A 15864-nucleotide genomic window follows, 5' to 3' on the forward strand; every position below is an offset into this window, starting at 1 on the left:
GATGTGGCGATTTTGGATGCCCGATGCAACCGCCCGTCGGCTCCAACCGTTTGCCTGCCAACAGCCATACTGAACCTTCGGGAAGAAATCCGTTTTCGAAAACGTTTATCGAACAGCGCTCAAAACCCGGCGTCCGACACCGGGTGCCGATGAGCAAGGACCCTCCGGCGGCACGCTACACCGTGCATACGCCGAGGAGACAGAATATGCCGGTCAAAGCCTATATCAACCGGATCGCGACGGCGGTGCCGGAGCACGAGGTTCATCAATTCTACCTGCGTTTCGCGGCCTCCATGCTCGCGGCCGATCGCCGGAGGATCTTCGAACGCATGGCCGATCTTGCCGGTATCGAGCACCGCTATTCCTGCTTTGCGCCGGCATCCGATCCCGAAGGACCATCCGCCGACCTGGCCGGGACTTTTATCCGGGGCGCGTTTCCCGGAACGGCGATGAGAATGGCGATGTTCGACGATGCCGCACCTGTTCTGGCGCAAAAGGGCATCGACGGATTGCAGCTTGGCGACGACGCTTCCCGCATCACCCATCTCATCGTCACCACCTGCACCGGTTTTTCGGCGCCGGGCATCGACCTCGAGCTGGTTGCGCGTTGCGGGCTGCCGGATACGGTTGAACGCACGATGATCGGCTTCATGGGTTGCTACGCGGCGATCAACGGTCTCAAGCTGGCGCACCACATCGTCCGCTCGGACCCGCAAGCCAAGGTCCTGCTGGTCAATATCGAACTCTGCACGATGCATCTGCGCCAAACCACCGAGTTGGAAAAGCTGCTGTCGTTCTGCCTCTGGGGCGATGGCTGTGCGGCCACGCTCGTCACCGCCGAGCCAGCCGGCATCGAGCTCGACAGCTTTCACTGTCTAGTGGCGAGGGAGCGGCGGGATCTGATGCGCTGGAATATTCGCGACCACGGCTTCGAAATGGTTCTTTCCGGCCAGGTGCCGGCGGCGATTCATGAAGCGTTGCGGAACAACCAGGCCGCCATCCTCGGCAGCCGGCCGACCGAGGCGATCGACCTATGGGCCGTGCACCCGGGTGGACGTTCGGTTCTCGACGCCGTCGAAAGGGCCTTGAAACTGGAACCCACCGCGCTGGAACCATCGCGCGAGGTGTTGCGCCGGTATGGGAACATGTCGTCTGCGACCGTCATGTTCGTGATGAAAGAGATGCTGAAGGCGCCACCCGGCCTGCTCGGCTGCGGCATGTCGTTCGGGCCGGGATTGACGGCCGAAACCATGCTCTTTCGAACGGTGTCATGAGCGGCCTGGAGCATCGGCAGCTTGCGCCGGAAATCCTCGACGGACTTGCGGCCGACGATCCGCGAGCCCTGACCGCGCGTCGCGACCTTCGGCGCATCAACATGCTGATGTTTCAGGTGCCGATCATGACGTCGTTGCTGAAGAGGTTTGTGCCAAAATCGCCACGCCGCATCCTGGAGATCGGCGCCGGCGATGGCTCCTTCATGCTCGCGGTGGCGCGGCGCATGGCCAGGCATTGGCCTGGGGTCGAACTGGCAATGCTCGACCGCGTCGACCTCGTCACCGCGCAATTGCGCGGTGATTTTGACAGGCTGGGATGGAAGGCTGAAGGGATCACCGCCGATGTCTTCGACTGGGCAGGAAAGATCGAGGGCACACGGTTCGACGCCGTCACCGTCAATCTGTTCCTGCATCACCTCGATGACGCGCAGCTCGTGCGCCTGTTTTCGCTGATCAGGCCGAAAGCCCCGTTGCTGCTGGCGACAGAGCCGTTGCGGGCGAAACTGGCGCTGACCGCGACCCATCTTCTCCCGGCAATCGGCGCCAACGACGTCACACGGAACGACGCGGCGCAAAGCGTGCGTGCCGGCTTTCGCGGCAGCGAGCTGTCCGGCCTCTGGCTTGCGGCCAGCGGCAAGCCGGTCGAAGAGCGGCGCGCCAGCCTGTTTTCCCACATCTTCGTCGGCGCCAGCGCCACTGACGACCCATGACGCGATTGTCGACCCATGACGCGATCATCATAGGCGCCGGCCCGGCGGGTACCTCCGTCGCGCTCACGCTGGCGCGGCGCGGTTGGGCCGTGGCCATTGTGGAAAAAAGTGCTTTTCCGCGTCGCAAGGTCTGCGGCGAATACATCTCGGCAAGCAATCTTGCGCTTCTGGACCAGCTGGAGATCGGCGACGCCTGGCGTGCCAATGCCGGCCCCGAAATCCGCCGCGTCGGCTTGTTTTCCGGCGACACCTGCGTCGAGGCGGCAATGCCAGGTGCAGGAGCTGGGCCACGTGCAAAAGATGGCTTCGGCCGGGCGCTCGGCCGGGACATTCTCGATTCCCTGCTTTTGCAGACGGCGCGATCGGCGGGTGTCGAAATCTTCCAGCCCTGCCGCGCCGTCGCCATCGACCGGGACGGCCAGATGCAACGGGTGCAAATTCAAGCCGGAGATGAAACAACGGCGTTGCGCGCGCCGGTGATTGTCGCCGCGCACGGCTCGTGGGAGCCGGGACCATTGCCCAGCCAGCTCGGAAAGGCCAATTGCCCGTCGGACCTGCTCGGCTTCAAGGCGCATTTCACCGGGTCGTCGCTCGCGCCGGATTTGATGCCTCTGCTGGCCTTCCCCGGCGGCTATGGTGGCATGGTCTCGGCGGATCAGGGCCGGTTGTCGGTCTCGTGCTGCATTCGCCGCGATATGCTCGCGCGGTTACGCAAACAACGTGGCTCCAAACGCCGGAGCCATGTGTCGGCCGCCGATGCGGTCTCCCGCCATCTCGTGGACTCATGCCGGGGCGTGAGAGACGCCCTGGAACCGGCGCTTCTCGACGGTCCGTGGCTTGCCGCAGGTCCGATCCGGCCGGGAATTCGCTCCTGCTACGAAGGGGACATCTTCCGCGTCGGCAATGCAGCCGGAGAGTCTCATCCTGTCATCGCCGAGGGCATCTCGATGGCGCTGCAGTCCGGCTGGCTGCTGGCCTGCGAACTCGCATCCGCGCCAAGTGGCCGGGCAGGGCGCGAGGCCGCCGCCAGACGCTATGAGGCGGCCTGGAAAAGACTGTTCTCGACACGGGTCTACGCTGCCGCGGCCCTCGCCGGAATTGCCCTTCGCCCGGGCAGCGCCACCGTGATGGCGGCGATCGTCCGGAATTTCCCGCAGGCACTGACACTGGGCGCGCAACTGAGCGGCAAGACCAAGCCGGTTCCCGGCTTTGCCTGACGAGGGGTGGGGCGTCGTGCTGCCCTGGTCGCCTTACATGCCACGGCGGCAACCGGCGGCAACATGGGCCCTTCTGTTGGGAATTTGCTACCGTATGGTCGTAGGCGCCCTACGGGCTTCAGGTTCGCAGGTATTTGACCAGCGCTGCAATCGCGAGCAAGAGGGCGACGAACACCAGGACCCAGACGAGCGCCATGCCGCCCATCATCCACGTACCCATTGGACCATTCATCATTGCAATCACCTTTACGGTCAGTGAAGGCCCGCCTTCGTCGGTAAGCATCGGCGACTGCGAAGGCAATTAGCTCGCCGTGGAATTCGGTCAAGACGACCAGGAAACCGATCGGCCGCCCGTCGCCTTGTCCCGCTAACCGGAAGTGTCCTGTCCTTGCCGTCTCACATACCTCCGCCGCAGCCGTCCGAGAGATCCCAGACGTCGACGACCTGCTTGCCGGTGAAACCGTGCTCGCGGATCAGGAACTTCGCCAATCCGCCATACACTTTCCAGCGCCAGCATTGGCAGCAGCAAGGGCCTTTCTCGTTGGAATTAGCCATCGCATAGTCATAGGCCTGCTGCTCGTCGCCGGAGAGTTTCACATCGTAGTAGGGCATCATCTTCTGTGCGATGCCGGCCGGAATATCGTACGGATCGCTTGGAATCATCGCGATCTCGCGGTACCTGGCCAGGCCGCTCACCTGCTCGGCATAGCGCTTCGTCTCCATAGGGCTGCAGCACGAGCCCGTGATCCGCGACATCGCCGGCATGGTCGCAATCGACTCCGTGAACTTGGCCGAACACGTGCTGTTGCCGTTCTGGCTGAGATATTTGAAACGGCGCACCAGATCGGAATCCTCCGCGGCGATCGCCAAATCCGGCCCCTTGAGCAAGCCGACGACCGCAGCGACGCCAAAGGCGCTGCCCAGAACAACCGTCCGGCGGGTTGGATAGCATATCCGGCTCATTTGCTTTTCCTCGCCTGCTCGATCAGTTTCTTCATCGTTGCGAGGTCGGTCGCGCCGGGGAAAATCTGCTCGCCAACGACGAAGCTTGGCGTTCCGCTGATCTTCAGCGCCTGGGCCAGTTGCGTATTCCGGTCGATCGACGCCTGGATATCGGGCCGCTGCATGTCGGTCTTCAGTTTAGCCACGTCGAGCCCGACGTCGGCAGCCACCTTCAGCACGACCGCTTCGGTCACCCGCGTCTTCACCGCATACAAGGCCTTGTGGAATGCCATGTATTTGCCCTGGCGCATTGCGGCGAGAGCCGCCTTGGAAGCAAATACGGAATCCGTGCTGAGGATCGGGAATTCCTTGTAGACGATCTTGAGCTGCGGATCGTCGGCCACGGCTTGCGCCATGATCGGCGCAACCTGCCGGCAATAGGGGCAGTTGTAGTCAAAGAACTCGACCATGGTGACGTCGCCTTCGGCGTTGCCGCCGACTGGGCTCGCCGGGTCCCGGAAGATATCGTCGGCCTTCGCCACCAGGGCGGCTTTCGCCTCTTTTGCCGCAGCCTCGCGCTGGCGGGCATCGAGGCTCTGCAGCGCCTCCATGACGACCTCGGGATGCGCGAGGATATAATCGTGGATGTGCTGGTCGAACTGGTCTTGGGACATCTCGCCCGCCGCGATCGCCTGGTTGTGGAGACCGAGCGCGAGCCAGACCGTCGCGCCGGCCACCATGAAGGCACGGGCCATTTTGCCGATGGCTCCGCTCAATGGATTGGACTTGTGGATCACAGGGTTCTCCTTCCCTCTGTTTCGCCGGACCGCCGGCATGTGAATGATGCCTCAGAATATGCCCTTGATCTTCGCCCACCATCCCGTTTCGGGCTCATGGTGCGGGCGCTCGACATTGTTGGTGAGCGCATTGACGAAGGTGACGAGATTGACCGCAGCGAAATTCAGGCCATGAAAATTCGCCCGCCAGCGGCCCTCCTTGTCGATCACATGGGTGACGGTGCCGTGCATTTGATAACCATCATCCGTAAGCGTGAATTTGTGGCCGAAGGCCTCCGCCAGTCTGCGGGTCGCATCCTCCGGCTGATCTGCCGTCGTGGTCAGGAACAGCCAATTGAGGGGGTCGAGCCCGTGCGCCGGCCCGTATTTGCTGAGCACGTCCGGCGTGTCCCTGGCAGGGTCGGTGGTGATGGTCACAAAGGTGACCTGGCCTTTCATCGGCGTGCCGTTCACCATTTTCTGGACTTCGGCGATCTTCTCGGCGTGCAGGGGGCACACATCCGGGCACGATGTGTAGATGAAGTGGAGGACGACCACCTTGCCGCGCAGATCTGCCGTTCGCACGATACGCCCATCGGCGGTGCGCAGCGTGAAATCGGGCGCTGGCTTGTCGATCGTTTGGAAATATTTCTCGTCGCCCTCAAGCGTAGTCTCGATTTCCTCGAGTGAGTGGGCTTGGGCCTGATACGAAAAGCCCACGGCCAGCGCCGCAATGGCAATTACGCCCAGCAGCAAACACCTCCACTCGTTCAAAGCCGTTGCGACGCAGCGAGCCTTCAACCCGGACATATCTGTTCCTTTCTCACTCGGCGGCGATGCGGCTGCGGATGAAGTCGACCATGTCGGGCGCGTCCCATTCGGCCGGCCCAATCAGCCGGCCGATCTCCTTGCCATCGCGATTGATCAGCAGGGTTGCCGGAAGACCGACGGAGCCGATGGCGAACATGGCCTTGCCCGAGGCATCGATGTTGAGGGCGAGGTGCTTGATGCCGATCTCGGCAAAGAACTTCTTCACAATCTCAGGACCGGCACGGTCCATGGACAGCGCGACGACCTCGAAATCCGGACCGCCGAGTTTGGCCTGCAGCCGATCGAGCGTCGGCATCTCCTTGCGGCAGGGCGCGCACCATGTCGCCCAGACGTTGAGCAGCACGACCTTGCCGTGGAAATCCGCAAGCGTTTTCGGCTTGCCATTGCCGTCCTTGAAGCTGATTTCCGGCACGGGGACAGGCGCCTCGTGAACGACAAAGTTCTGCGGCGGCTCAGCGGCTGATACCGGCAGCGAAAATGCCAGCAGCATGCCAATCAGGACCATGGCCAGTTTGCTCACAACAGCCTCACTCGGTCGCGTAGACGGTGGGTGCCTTGCCGTCCTTGGTGAAGGCGTAGACGACAAAGGGGCCTTGCTTCTCACCACCCATGCCTGGAGCGCCCGTCGGCATGCCGGCCAGCGTTATGCCGGTGATGGCCGGGCGTTCGGTCAAAAGCTTCTTGACGATCTCGACCGGCACCAGGCCATCGACGACATAGCCGTCGACCATCAGCGTGTGGCAGCCTTCGAGGTCGGCCGGCACGCCGGCATCGCTGCTGATCTGAGAGAGATTGTTGACCGGCTTGATGTCGACCTTGAAGCCGTTGTGCTCGAGATAGTTGGCATAGGATTCGCAGCAGCTGCATTGCGGGTTCTTGTACATCACGGCGTTGATCGTGGCGGCGAAGGCGGGCAGCGGCGTTGCGATCAGCAGGGACAGTGCGGCTAGGCGGTAGGTCAGTTTCATTGCAGTTCTCCTTGGTTGGATAAAGCTTTCAGGTCACGCGGAACACTGTCATCAGGCCGGCCATCTGGTGATCGGCGACATGGCAGTGCAGCATCCAGTCACCGGGATTGTCGGCAACGAAGGCGCATTCGATCGTGTCCTTGGGGGCGAGCAGCACCGTGTCCTGCCATTGCCGGTGCGGTACCGGCGAGCCGTTGCGCGAAAGCACCGACAGGCTGAAGCCGTGGACGTGCATGGGATGCCACCAGGCGGTTTCGTTGCGGATGGTGAGACGGCAGGTGGCGCCGCGCGACAGCGTGAACTGCGGCGCCATTCCAGCGTGGCCGTCGCCGGTCATCGACATGCCGTTGATTGCCCAGGCGGCGCCGTTCATGCCGGGCATCGCCATGCCCATCATGCCGCCGACGCCGGCCAGCTTGCCGCCGCCCATCATGCCACCCTGCAGGACGATTTCATGCCGTTCGGCCTTGGCCAGGTCGGGGGCCGGCAGCGGATTGGCCGGCAGGCGAAGCGGCGCATCGAGAGGATGGTCGCGCAGCGCTCCGGCGTCATAGGCGAGCGTGGTCAGGGTGTAGGCGAGGCCATCGTAGTAATCGTCGATCACCGCATGCCGGCTGCCTGGGTCGCCCTGCAGGTCGAGTACGACATCAATGCGCATGGCGGGCGCAAGCACCAAGCGTCCGCCCTCCGGCTCATGCGGGTCGCAGGGCTGGCCGTCGATGGCGACGATGATCGGACGGTGGCCTTCGAAACGCAAAGCCATGATGCGAGCGAGTGACGCATTGGCCAGCCGCAACCTGACGCGCTCGCCGGCCTTCACGGTCAGGTCGGCCGGCGGTGCACCGTTGACGGTGACGACATTGCCGACACGGCCCGACATCGCCGCATCCATCATGTTGCCGAAGCCGGCAGCGATTTGCCCATCCTTGGTGAGCCGCCAGTCCTGCAGCAGCCATAGAAGCTCGCGGTCGACCGCGACCGGTTCGGCTTCCTCGACGATGAGTACGCCGGCCAGCCCGCGGCCGAGCTGCACGAGGCTGTCGGCATGCGGATGGTACCAGAAGGTGCCGGCATCGGGCGGGGTGAACTCGTACACGAAATTTTCGCCCGGCCTGATCGGCGGTTGGGTCAATCCCGGCACGCCATCCATGGCGTTTGCCAAGCGGATGCCATGCCAGTGAACCGTGGTGTCCTCGTCCAGTCCGTTCTCGACGATGATGCGAGCGGGCTGCCCCTGGCGCAAGCGCAGTGTCGGGCCTGGGACCGTGCCATCATAGGCCCATACCGGAGTGCGCGGACCATCGGGGCCGGTGAGCCGTGCCTGGCCTGGCGCCACCCTGATCCGGTGTTCGCCGGTAGCCAGCGCCAGTGCAGGGCGGATCGCTGCGGAGGCGGCAATGCTCGCCGCCGCAAACAGGAATTTGCGGCGCGTTATGAACGGACTTGAAACGGAATTCACCCTTGTGACCCTTGCGGTAACCGACGGCGAACATCGCGACATCGATTGCATTGCTGCCGCGCCCGTTGCGCAGTACGCGCAACCGGGCGATCAAACGCCGCCAATCAGCCGCGGAACGGCAGAAACGGCGTCAGACGAGAGCGCTGGGTCTTGGAGGGAATGGCTCGGGCAGTAGACTTCGCCCGTGCAGGAACGCGGCGGGAAGCGCCGGCGGCAGCTCGGCCCGCAGCAGTCCCGTCATGGGGAGAGCTTCCGGCAGCACCGCCAGAACCGGTGCGACGCAGGTCGGCGCACATTGCATCGATTTGTCATTGTCGGCCGAGTTCTTGAGGCACGCGTTGCAGTCGCCGCCCTTGGCATCGGCCATCTTGGCCATATCGGCGTCGGTGGTGCCGGTATCTGTGGCCATGATCATGCGGCTGTCGATCGCCATCCTCGCCGACATGACGGCAGCCTGAGCGGCGGACAGGCTGAACCCGGCGGTCACGAGGAACGCGAGCAGCATGACCAGGAGGCGTTTTGGCGACAGGCGTGCCATCATCCGCTCAGGTTGACTGCAAAGTGCGGCTTTTGCAAGCTCCGCATGCCGCGACATCGGCGCTGGTGCGAGTTCTGGTCCGGCAAATCAATGGTGAGGACCCTCCCATTGATCGTGGTCTGACAGCACCTCGATAACACGGCATTCGCAGACTTTCCCTTGCCGGCAGCCCTCAACCATCAGCTCCAGCTCAATCTTCAATGCGGTAAGGCTGCGTATTCGCTGGACGACCTCGGCCAGACGGGCTTGGGCGATGGCGTCGGCGGTTCCACATGGCTGATTGGGATTATCCTGCAACGTCAGCAGCGTCCTGATAGCCTCGATCTCGAACCCAAGCTCGCGCGCGTGCCTGATGAAGGCGAGCCGGCGCAAGTCGGCCGCTTCATAATGCCGGCGATTGGCTTCGCTGCGGGCAGGCGCTGGAAGCAAATCGATCTGCTCATAGTAGCGGATGGTTGGAACCTTCACGCCGCTGCGTCGGGCTGCTTCACCGATGGTCACACCTGCTGACATTTTTTCGCTTGCTCCTCTAGTCACTAGAGGATGTAGCGTCGCGATCGAAGACGCAAGAGGTTCACCATGGCTGCGACCAAACAACAGACCCGCTACCGCGTGGAAGGCATGGATTGCGCCAGCTGTGCCAGCAAAATCGATACCCTCGTGCGGCGGATGCCTGGTGTGCAGGATGTTAGCGTATCCGTTTCGGTAGGCACTCTGACGGTCATTCATACTCCCGAAAGCAATCTTGACGCGATCGCGAGGAAAGTCACCGGCCTCGGCTACGCTGTTGCTCCGCTGACCGCCAAGTCTGGAGCGCCGGCCTCCGATCAATTGGCCGACCATGACCACAGAACGCACAGTCACGACAAGAAATTAGCGGGATTGCATGGCAACAATGATGCGCCGATGTCGGGGCCATGGTGGAACAGCGCCAAGGGCCGCCTGACCATCGCCAGCGGCGTCGCACTGGCGGTGGCTTTCGCGGTTCATGACGCCTGGCCCGCGACCGGCCCATGGGCCTTCATCGCCGCCATGCTGCTCGGCCTGGTGCCGATCGCGCGCCGAGCGGTCATGGCCGCAGTCGCCGGCATTCCGTTCACAATCGAAATGCTGATGACCGTGGCGGCCGCCGGCGCCGTAATCATCGGCGCCGGCGAGGAAGCGGCGACGGTGGTCCTCCTGTTCCTAATCGGCGAATTACTGGAAGGGGTGGCCGCTGGGAAGGCACGTTCTAGCATCCAGGCGCTCACCACACTGGTTCCCAAGACGGCGCTAGTCGAAGTGGATGGGACGAGCCGCGAGGTGCCGGCCGAAAGTCTGTCCGTAGCGGACATCATTCTGGTGCGGCCCGGTGATCGGATTCCGGCTGATGGCGAGATCACCGAGGGTGACAGCGCCATTGATGAATCGCCTGTGTCGGGTGAAAGCGTCCCGGTTCGTAAAGTAGTTGGCGACACGGTTTTTGCCGGCACTATCAACGGCGACGGCGTGCTGCGCGTCAAGGTGACGGCGGCCGCCGCCGACAACACGATTGCACGGGTCGTCAAGCTGGTCGAGGAGGCGCAGGAAAGCAAGGCGCCCACCGAGCGCTTCATCGACCGTTTCTCGCGCTGGTACATGCCCGGCGTGGTCGCCGTCGCGGAGCTCGTGGCGATCACGCCACCCCTGCTCCTTGGCGGCGATTGGAACGAGTGGATCTACAAAGGTCTGGCGCTGCTGCTCATCGGCTGTCCGTGCGCGCTGGTCATTTCAGTGCCCGCGGCGATCGCGGCGTCGCTCTCGGCGGGCGCCAGGCGCGGCCTTTTGATGAAGGGCGGCGCGGTGCTGGAAGGGCTCGGCACCATCACTGCCGTGGCGCTCGACAAGACCGGCACGCTGACGCTCGGCAAGCCGCAGGTAACCGACGTGGTTGCAGTCGGCGCCAGTGAACGCGAGGTACTTTCCCTGGCGGCAGCGCTCGAGACCGGCTCCAGCCATCCGATGGCCCTGGCCATTCTGCAAAGGGCCAATGCTGACAAGGTTCCGGTGCCACCTGCTGCCGAGGCCAGGGCGATTGGCGGCAAGGGCGTCGTCGGTCGCGTCGGCGGCAAGAGCCTGTTTCTGGGCTCGCCGGCCGCTGCCGGCGAAAAGGCGCCGCTGCCAGCCGACCTGGCCGCACGCATCACGGCACTGAACGATGAAGGAAAATCGGTGTCGGTGCTGCTCATCGACGACGCTCTTGCCGGCTTCATCGCCATGCGCGACGAACCCCGGCCGGACGCGTTCGCCGGGCTGAAGGCGCTGAGTGACGCTGGTATCAAAACAGTCATGTTGACCGGTGACAACAAGCGCACCGCCGCTGCCATCGGCAAGCAACTCGGCATCGAGGTGCTCGCCGGATTGTTGCCGGAGGACAAGCAGCGCATCGTTGTCGAGTTGAACGGGCAGGGGCTCAGGGTCGCCAAGGTCGGAGATGGCATCAACGACGCGCCGGCACTTGCGGCGGCCGATCTCGGCATCGCCATGGGTGGCGGCACCGATGTGGCTCTTGAAACGGCTGACGCAGCAGTGCTGCATGGACGCGTCGGCGACGTCGCCGCCATGATCAGGCTGTCCCAAGCAACCATGGCCAACATCAAACAGAACATCACCATGGCATTGGGGCTGAAGGCAGTGTTCCTGGTGACGACGATCGCCGGCATCACCGGCCTGTGGCCCGCCATCCTCGCCGACACCGGGGCGACGGTCCTGGTGACAGCCAATGCCATGCGGCTGTTGCGCTGGAAGAGCAGCTGGTAAGAGCATCAACGGCATCACATCAGGACAGGCAATGCAGCAAGCTATTACGTCGGACGGCCTTCGCCGGGTGGTGCTTGTCGTCGCACTGCTGAACCTCGGTTATTTCGGCATTGAATTCGCCGTGGCGCTGGCGATCGGCTCGGTATCGCTGTTCGCCGACAGCGTCGATTTTCTGGAAGATGCCTCGGTCAATCTCCTCATACTGCTCGCCATGGGATGGTCGCTGCGTGCTCGCTCGCGCGTTGGCATGGCGCTGGCGCTTATCCTGCTGGTGCCGGGCCTGGCGACGCTGTGGACCGCGTGGGAAAAGTTCAACATGCCGGTGCCGCCGCAGCCAACGGCCCTGACGCTGGCGGGGTTGGGCGCCTTGGCGGTCAACCTGTCATGCGCCTACATGCTGGCGCGCTACCGCCATCACAGCGGCAGTCTTACCAGGGCGGCATTCCTCTCGGCCCGCAACGATGCGGTCGCCAACATTGCGATCATACTGGCCGGGTTGGTGACCGCCTTCCTATGGCGCTCGGCATGGCCGGATCTGATCGTTGGCCTGGGAATTGCGGCACTGAATGCAGACGCGGCGCGCGAGGTCTGGGAGGCAGCTCGGGAGGAGCACCGAGCCGTTTCGTGAATCCAAACGCTCAGCGCGCTGCCGGATTGCCAATCTGCCAATGCAGAGCGCCAATGTGGGCCCCCATACCGGCCGGCAGTCATCCAGAAACTTGCGTGATCTCTAATATAAACGCACACTTGCAAAGCGGACCGAGGGAGAAGCAGCCCACAAGCACGCACCTCATCAAAAGGCCCGCGTCCCGGACGAGGACGCGGGCCGGTTTTCGTTGGCACGTGCTAGGCAGGTATCAAGACGGCCATGCGGTGGATGCCGACCACCTTGCTGGTGTTGGCTGCCTCGTCGGTCTTGCCCTTGGAGCAGGTATACATATCACCTTCCTTGAGCTTGAATTGCTTGTCGGCTTTCTTGATCGTGAATTCACCGGCGGTAATGGTGCACACCATGTCGTTGTCCATCACCATTGCAGGAGCAGCTGCTCCCGGCTGAAAGACCACATCGACAATTGAGATGCTCTTGTAGGCGGGGATATCGGAATTGCCGGTGCCGACCTCAACCACCCTGACGCCGGGGGCTATTTCCTTGCCTTCCTTCGGGCCGTATTTCTTGACCTTTGCAGCTGCCGCCAGCGTGAACAAAGGCGTTACCGCGGCCGCCGTCACGCCGAGCGCGATTGCAGACCTGCGATTTATGGTTTTCATCGCATCCTCCCATTATATTGGCCACGCACCAATGCGCATGGTTGCAATATATTAGCACATATGCAGATAATTGCAGCACGGCGTTTGGGAGCTTCCGGGAGGGAACCGCCTCCCGGTCGAATGCGGCCGAACAATTCCATGCTATGCTGGCGAGCCATCAAACGGGCGACGGGGGATAGCAATGTTGGAAACGGACAAGGTGTTCGCTGGCTCGATTCCGGAAAACTACGACCGCTATATGGTGCCGTTGATTTTCGAGCCGTTCGCCGCTGATCTTGCACAACGAGCAGCGTCCTTGTCGCCAAGCGCCGTTCTGGAAACCGCCGCGGGCACCGGGGTTGTCACCCGCGCATTGGCGCCAAAGCTGTCCCCCGATGCAAGCTATGTCGTAACCGACCTCAACCAGCCGATGCTCGACTACGCCGCTTCGCGGCAAGCTCCCGACGATCGCATCAAATGGCGTCAGGCTGATGCTCTGGCGCTACCGTTCGAAAATGCGGCCTTCGATCTCGTTTGTTGTCAGTTCGGCGCGATGTTCTTTCCCAACCGCTCATCTGCCTACCGCGAAGCCCGGCGAGTCCTGAAACCCGGAGGACATTTTCTATTCAGCGTATGGGATCGCATCGAAGAGAATGTATTCGCGGACGATGTGACGAATGCTCTGGCGAGGATTTTTCCGAACGATCCGCCGCGCTTTCTGGCACGCACGCCGCATGGCTACCACGATACGGCACTGATCCGTAGCGAGCTGGAGGACGCAGGGTTTTCCGGTGTGGTGATCGAGACGAGGGCCGAACAAAGCCGTGCCTCCTCGCCGCGCCTTCCGGCCGTTGCTTATTGCCAGGGCACTCTCCTTCGCAACGAAATCGAGGCCAGAGAGGCAGGAAAACTGGACGCTGCAACCGACTACGCCGCAGCCGCGATTGCAGACAGGCATGGCAGCGGCGAGGTTGCTGCCAAAATCCAGGCTCACATAGTGGTGGCTGTGGTCTAGGTGTTGGATATCCCGTTCCGGCACTTCGCGAACATTCAGCTGCCATGCAGCAAACGTCTTGCCGCTATCGCGAATTCCGAGATGATGACCGTTCGTTCGCCCGAGTGGCAGGTCGACAAATGCCAAGTCGACAATCGCCAGTTTGACCGATCGCCGGGGCCTGATGGCGGCGGCTGCCGGCCGCGCGATTCTGGGCGGCGTGGCTTCACTTTCGCAGCCATGGCCGACTCCGCCCAGCAAGGTCTAGTCATTTCGCTTTCTTGACTCGGCCGACAAAAACGGGCAGCAAAGTCGTCATTGGAGGGCAGTTTTGCCAACTATGCAGGTTTTGGAGGGCGTTTTTCGGTGTGACCGTCGCCCAATCGGCGGTCGGTAGAGGGATTGGTTAACCAACTTTGTTCATCTTTTGAATCAATCGGCAACAGACGCGAAGTGTGCTGGGGGCACCAGGCGAACTGTGAATGTCACGGCTGCGAAATCCGCTAGCCGGCATCGGCCGATTGAGAGTGGTTGAATGGCGTTTGTAAGTGCGAAAACCCGGGGTGACAGTCCTGCAACTGGATTGACTTCGATGAGGCCCGGCCTGCGCTGGGTCGCGGTTCCGGCCGTCGGCGCAGCCATTGCTTTATGGTCGGTGGCGACCTTGGCCGGCCTCTATTCGATGGGAACCTCGCTCACCGCCGCTTCCAACGGTCTTCCGCAAAGCCTGCTCGCGCCGCGCACCATCGCGCTCGCCGATCCTCGCCGCAGCCTTGCAAAGGCGCAGGCCCCGACATGGGCCGCGGCAAACGCAGCGCTGTCGGCCCAGCTGCTGCAGCACGGATGCGATGCCAACTGCCTGCGGTCGGCGTCGAACTTCGTTCACCAGGGAAAATCGGCGCGCCTCAAGCGCAATAGCGTGCCGCTTGTCGCCAATGCGTCGCGGCAACCAAGCTTCGACGACGTGGTGGCCAAAGCCGCGCTGTCGCCGCAAAAGCTTGCCGCCGCCTTTGCCCGTTCCTCCTCCGGCTCACCCGTCATGCTCGCCAGCCTGCCGGCCGACGCCCGGTTCGCCGAGCCGGTACGCATACCCGACCCGAACGGCCCGGCATCGGTGCGCTTCGGGCCGGCGGTGGCGGAGATCGAACGTTCGTCGCGCCTGGCGCTGGCGTTGGCCAATACATTGCCGGAGCAGATGATCGACGTGCTCCCGGCAGCCGTCGCGGCAAGCGAGCCCGCAGTTTCACAAGAGCCGCAAGAACCTGAGGTCCAGTTGGCCTCGCTGCCGCCGCAAGACGACATGCCCGACAGCATTCCGCTGCCGACGCTGCGTCCGCGGGCGGTCATCGATCAGCCGGCCGAGGCGCCGCAGGCCCAAGCGCCGAAAGACCGGGCGCCCAAGGATCAGGCCTCAAAGGCCCAGGCAGCAAAAACGGAGCCGCCCCAGGCATCCAAGGCCCAGGCATCCAAGACCCAGGCAGCCAGGGCGAACAAGGTGCAGACGGCCGACGCTCCGCCGGCCGAGACGCAACCCGGCAGCCTGTCGCCTCGCAATTCGTCACAAGCGGCAGTGCCGGCGGTGTCGGGCAAGCCGGGCAAACGGTCGAAGACGCAGGGCGGCGACATGCTGGCCTATGCCAAGCCCGACATGCCTTCCGGCAGTCTCGGCGGGGCCTTCAGGAACCTGTTCACCACGCCCGGCATGGGCAGCGGCGTCGCCGTCTACGACATCTCGGCCAAGACTGTCTATATGCCCGACGGTTCGCGGCTGGAGGCACATTCGGGATACGGTTCGATGGTCGACCAGCCGCGCTACGTTCACAAGAAGAATGTCGGTCCGACGCCGCCCGACACCTACAATCTGACGCTGCGGGAATCGCGCTTCCACGGCGTCGAGGCACTGCGTCTCACCCCTACCAGCGGCAGCAACAAATATGGCCGCGACGGCCTGCTCGCCCACACCTACATGCTGCGCGGCGGCCGCGCCGAATCCAATGGCTGTGTCGTCTTCAAGGACTATGCCCGCTTCCTCGCCGCCTACAAGAAGGGCAAGATCAAGCGGCTCGTCGTGGTGCCGCGCCTGTCGAAGCCGCTGACACGCGTCGCCCAAGAGGGCCGCGGCGCTTAGA

16 protein-coding genes are annotated in these 15864 nt (G+C 63.1%); 7 read left to right on the forward strand and 9 right to left on the reverse strand.

All coding sequences use genetic code 11. The annotated features are described in order from the left end of the window. Positions 1-206: 206 nt before the first annotated feature. Genes NKI95_RS16795 through NKI95_RS16805 form a run of 3 tightly spaced genes read left to right on the forward strand, consistent with a single transcriptional unit; the run spans position 207 to position 3201 of the window. A complete protein-coding gene (locus NKI95_RS16795; RefSeq protein ID WP_352718144.1) occupies positions 207-1274 on the forward strand; it encodes a type III polyketide synthase in 1068 nt (355 codons plus the stop codon). Then, positions 1271-1984, forward strand: coding sequence for a methyltransferase domain-containing protein (locus NKI95_RS16800; RefSeq protein WP_352718146.1), 714 nt, complete (start codon positions 1271-1273; stop codon positions 1982-1984). The genes NKI95_RS16795 and NKI95_RS16800 overlap by 4 nt, the downstream gene beginning before the upstream one ends. Continuing rightward, positions 1981-3201 carry an NAD(P)/FAD-dependent oxidoreductase gene (locus NKI95_RS16805; protein ID WP_352718148.1) on the forward strand — a complete coding sequence of 407 codons (1221 nt, stop codon included), beginning with the start codon at positions 1981-1983 and terminating at the stop codon, positions 3199-3201. The genes NKI95_RS16800 and NKI95_RS16805 overlap by 4 nt, the downstream gene beginning before the upstream one ends. 396 nt (positions 3202-3597) lie before the next feature. Here the strand turns inward: NKI95_RS16805 and NKI95_RS16810 are convergent, their stop codons facing one another. The 8 genes from NKI95_RS16810 to NKI95_RS16845 all read right to left on the reverse strand — a co-directional run bounded on the left by NKI95_RS16810 (position 3598) and on the right by NKI95_RS16845 (position 9228). Continuing rightward, the gene (locus NKI95_RS16810) at positions 3598-4164 is read right to left on the reverse strand and encodes a hypothetical protein (protein ID WP_352718150.1); all 567 of its coding nucleotides are present in this window, start codon (positions 4162-4164) and stop codon (positions 3598-3600) included. Then, complete coding sequence (locus NKI95_RS16815; protein ID WP_352718152.1) at positions 4161-4940, reverse strand: DsbA family protein; 780 nt, start codon at positions 4938-4940, stop codon at positions 4161-4163. Before NKI95_RS16815 ends, NKI95_RS16810 begins: the two co-directional genes overlap by 4 nt. A gap of 51 nt (positions 4941-4991) precedes the next feature. Then, positions 4992-5675, reverse strand: coding sequence for an SCO family protein (locus NKI95_RS16820; protein ID WP_352718154.1), 684 nt, complete (start codon positions 5673-5675; stop codon positions 4992-4994). A gap of 67 nt (positions 5676-5742) precedes the next feature. After that, positions 5743-6270: a TlpA family protein disulfide reductase gene (locus tag NKI95_RS16825; RefSeq protein ID WP_352718156.1), complete on the reverse strand. Its 528-nt coding sequence runs from the start codon at positions 6268-6270 to the stop codon at positions 5743-5745. A gap of 7 nt (positions 6271-6277) precedes the next feature. Beyond that, the gene (locus NKI95_RS16830; protein ID WP_023720628.1) at positions 6278-6718 is read right to left on the reverse strand and encodes a DUF411 domain-containing protein; all 441 of its coding nucleotides are present in this window, start codon (positions 6716-6718) and stop codon (positions 6278-6280) included. A gap of 28 nt (positions 6719-6746) precedes the next feature. Then, entirely contained in the window at positions 6747-8177 is a 1431-nt protein-coding gene (locus NKI95_RS16835; protein ID WP_352718159.1) for a multicopper oxidase family protein, read from the reverse strand. A gap of 130 nt (positions 8178-8307) precedes the next feature. Continuing rightward, positions 8308-8715, reverse strand: a complete 408-nt coding sequence (locus NKI95_RS16840; protein ID WP_352718161.1) for a hypothetical protein — start codon at positions 8713-8715, stop codon at positions 8308-8310. Between the two features lie 87 nt (positions 8716-8802). Next, positions 8803-9228: a MerR family transcriptional regulator gene (locus NKI95_RS16845; protein WP_352718284.1), complete on the reverse strand. Its 426-nt coding sequence runs from the start codon at positions 9226-9228 to the stop codon at positions 8803-8805. A 66-nt stretch (positions 9229-9294) separates the two neighbouring features. On the opposite strand from NKI95_RS16845, the gene NKI95_RS16850 reads away from it, so the two are divergent. After that, on the forward strand, positions 9295-11493 hold the full coding sequence (locus tag NKI95_RS16850) for a heavy metal translocating P-type ATPase (protein ID WP_352718163.1): 2199 nt from the start codon (positions 9295-9297) through the stop codon (positions 11491-11493). Positions 11494-11524: 31 nt separating this feature from the next. Next, entirely contained in the window at positions 11525-12121 is a 597-nt protein-coding gene (locus NKI95_RS16855) for a cation efflux transmembrane domain-containing protein (RefSeq protein ID WP_023720625.1), read from the forward strand. Positions 12122-12339: 218 nt separating this feature from the next. On the opposite strand, the gene NKI95_RS16860 is transcribed toward NKI95_RS16855, so the two are convergent. Next, positions 12340-12762: a hypothetical protein gene (locus NKI95_RS16860; RefSeq protein WP_352718165.1), complete on the reverse strand. Its 423-nt coding sequence runs from the start codon at positions 12760-12762 to the stop codon at positions 12340-12342. Between the two features lie 181 nt (positions 12763-12943). Here NKI95_RS16860 and NKI95_RS16865 point away from each other — a divergent pair, with 181 nt between their 5' ends. Both NKI95_RS16865 and NKI95_RS34445 read left to right on the forward strand, forming a co-directional pair. Further along, positions 12944-13756, forward strand: a complete 813-nt coding sequence (locus NKI95_RS16865; RefSeq protein ID WP_352718167.1) for a class I SAM-dependent methyltransferase — start codon at positions 12944-12946, stop codon at positions 13754-13756. Between the two features lie 1729 nt (positions 13757-15485). Next, the gene (locus tag NKI95_RS34445) at positions 15486-15863 is read left to right on the forward strand and encodes a DUF2778 domain-containing protein (RefSeq protein ID WP_502908345.1); all 378 of its coding nucleotides are present in this window, start codon (positions 15486-15488) and stop codon (positions 15861-15863) included. The last annotated feature ends 1 nt before the right edge of the window (position 15864 follow it).

It is taken from the genome of Mesorhizobium sp. M0306, from assembly GCF_040321655.1.
Taxonomy (GTDB): Bacteria; Pseudomonadota; Alphaproteobacteria; order Rhizobiales; family Rhizobiaceae; genus Mesorhizobium.

Excerpts from the sequence above, each read along its gene's own strand:
- NKI95_RS16795 (WP_352718144.1), top strand. The coding sequence starts at position 207 with ATGCCGGTCAAAGCCTATATCAACCGGATCGCGACGGCGGTGCCGGAG.
- NKI95_RS16800 (WP_352718146.1), top strand. The coding sequence starts at position 1,271 with ATGAGCGGCCTGGAGCATCGGCAGCTTGCGCCGGAAATCCTCGACGGA.
- NKI95_RS16805 (WP_352718148.1), top strand. The coding sequence starts at position 1,981 with ATGACGCGATTGTCGACCCATGACGCGATCATCATAGGCGCCGGCCCG.
- NKI95_RS16810 (WP_352718150.1), bottom strand. The coding sequence starts at position 4,164 with ATGAGCCGGATATGCTATCCAACCCGCCGGACGGTTGTTCTGGGCAGC.
- NKI95_RS16830 (WP_023720628.1), bottom strand. The coding sequence starts at position 6,718 with ATGAAACTGACCTACCGCCTAGCCGCACTGTCCCTGCTGATCGCAACG.
- NKI95_RS16840 (WP_352718161.1), bottom strand. The coding sequence starts at position 8,715 with ATGGCACGCCTGTCGCCAAAACGCCTCCTGGTCATGCTGCTCGCGTTC.
- NKI95_RS16845 (WP_352718284.1), bottom strand. The coding sequence starts at position 9,228 with ATGTCAGCAGGTGTGACCATCGGTGAAGCAGCCCGACGCAGCGGCGTG.
- NKI95_RS16850 (WP_352718163.1), top strand. The coding sequence starts at position 9,295 with ATGGCTGCGACCAAACAACAGACCCGCTACCGCGTGGAAGGCATGGAT.
- NKI95_RS16855 (WP_023720625.1), top strand. The coding sequence starts at position 11,525 with ATGCAGCAAGCTATTACGTCGGACGGCCTTCGCCGGGTGGTGCTTGTC.
- NKI95_RS16860 (WP_352718165.1), bottom strand. The coding sequence starts at position 12,762 with ATGAAAACCATAAATCGCAGGTCTGCAATCGCGCTCGGCGTGACGGCG.
- NKI95_RS16865 (WP_352718167.1), top strand. The coding sequence starts at position 12,944 with ATGTTGGAAACGGACAAGGTGTTCGCTGGCTCGATTCCGGAAAACTAC.
- NKI95_RS34445 (WP_502908345.1), top strand. The coding sequence starts at position 15,486 with ATGCCCGACGGTTCGCGGCTGGAGGCACATTCGGGATACGGTTCGATG.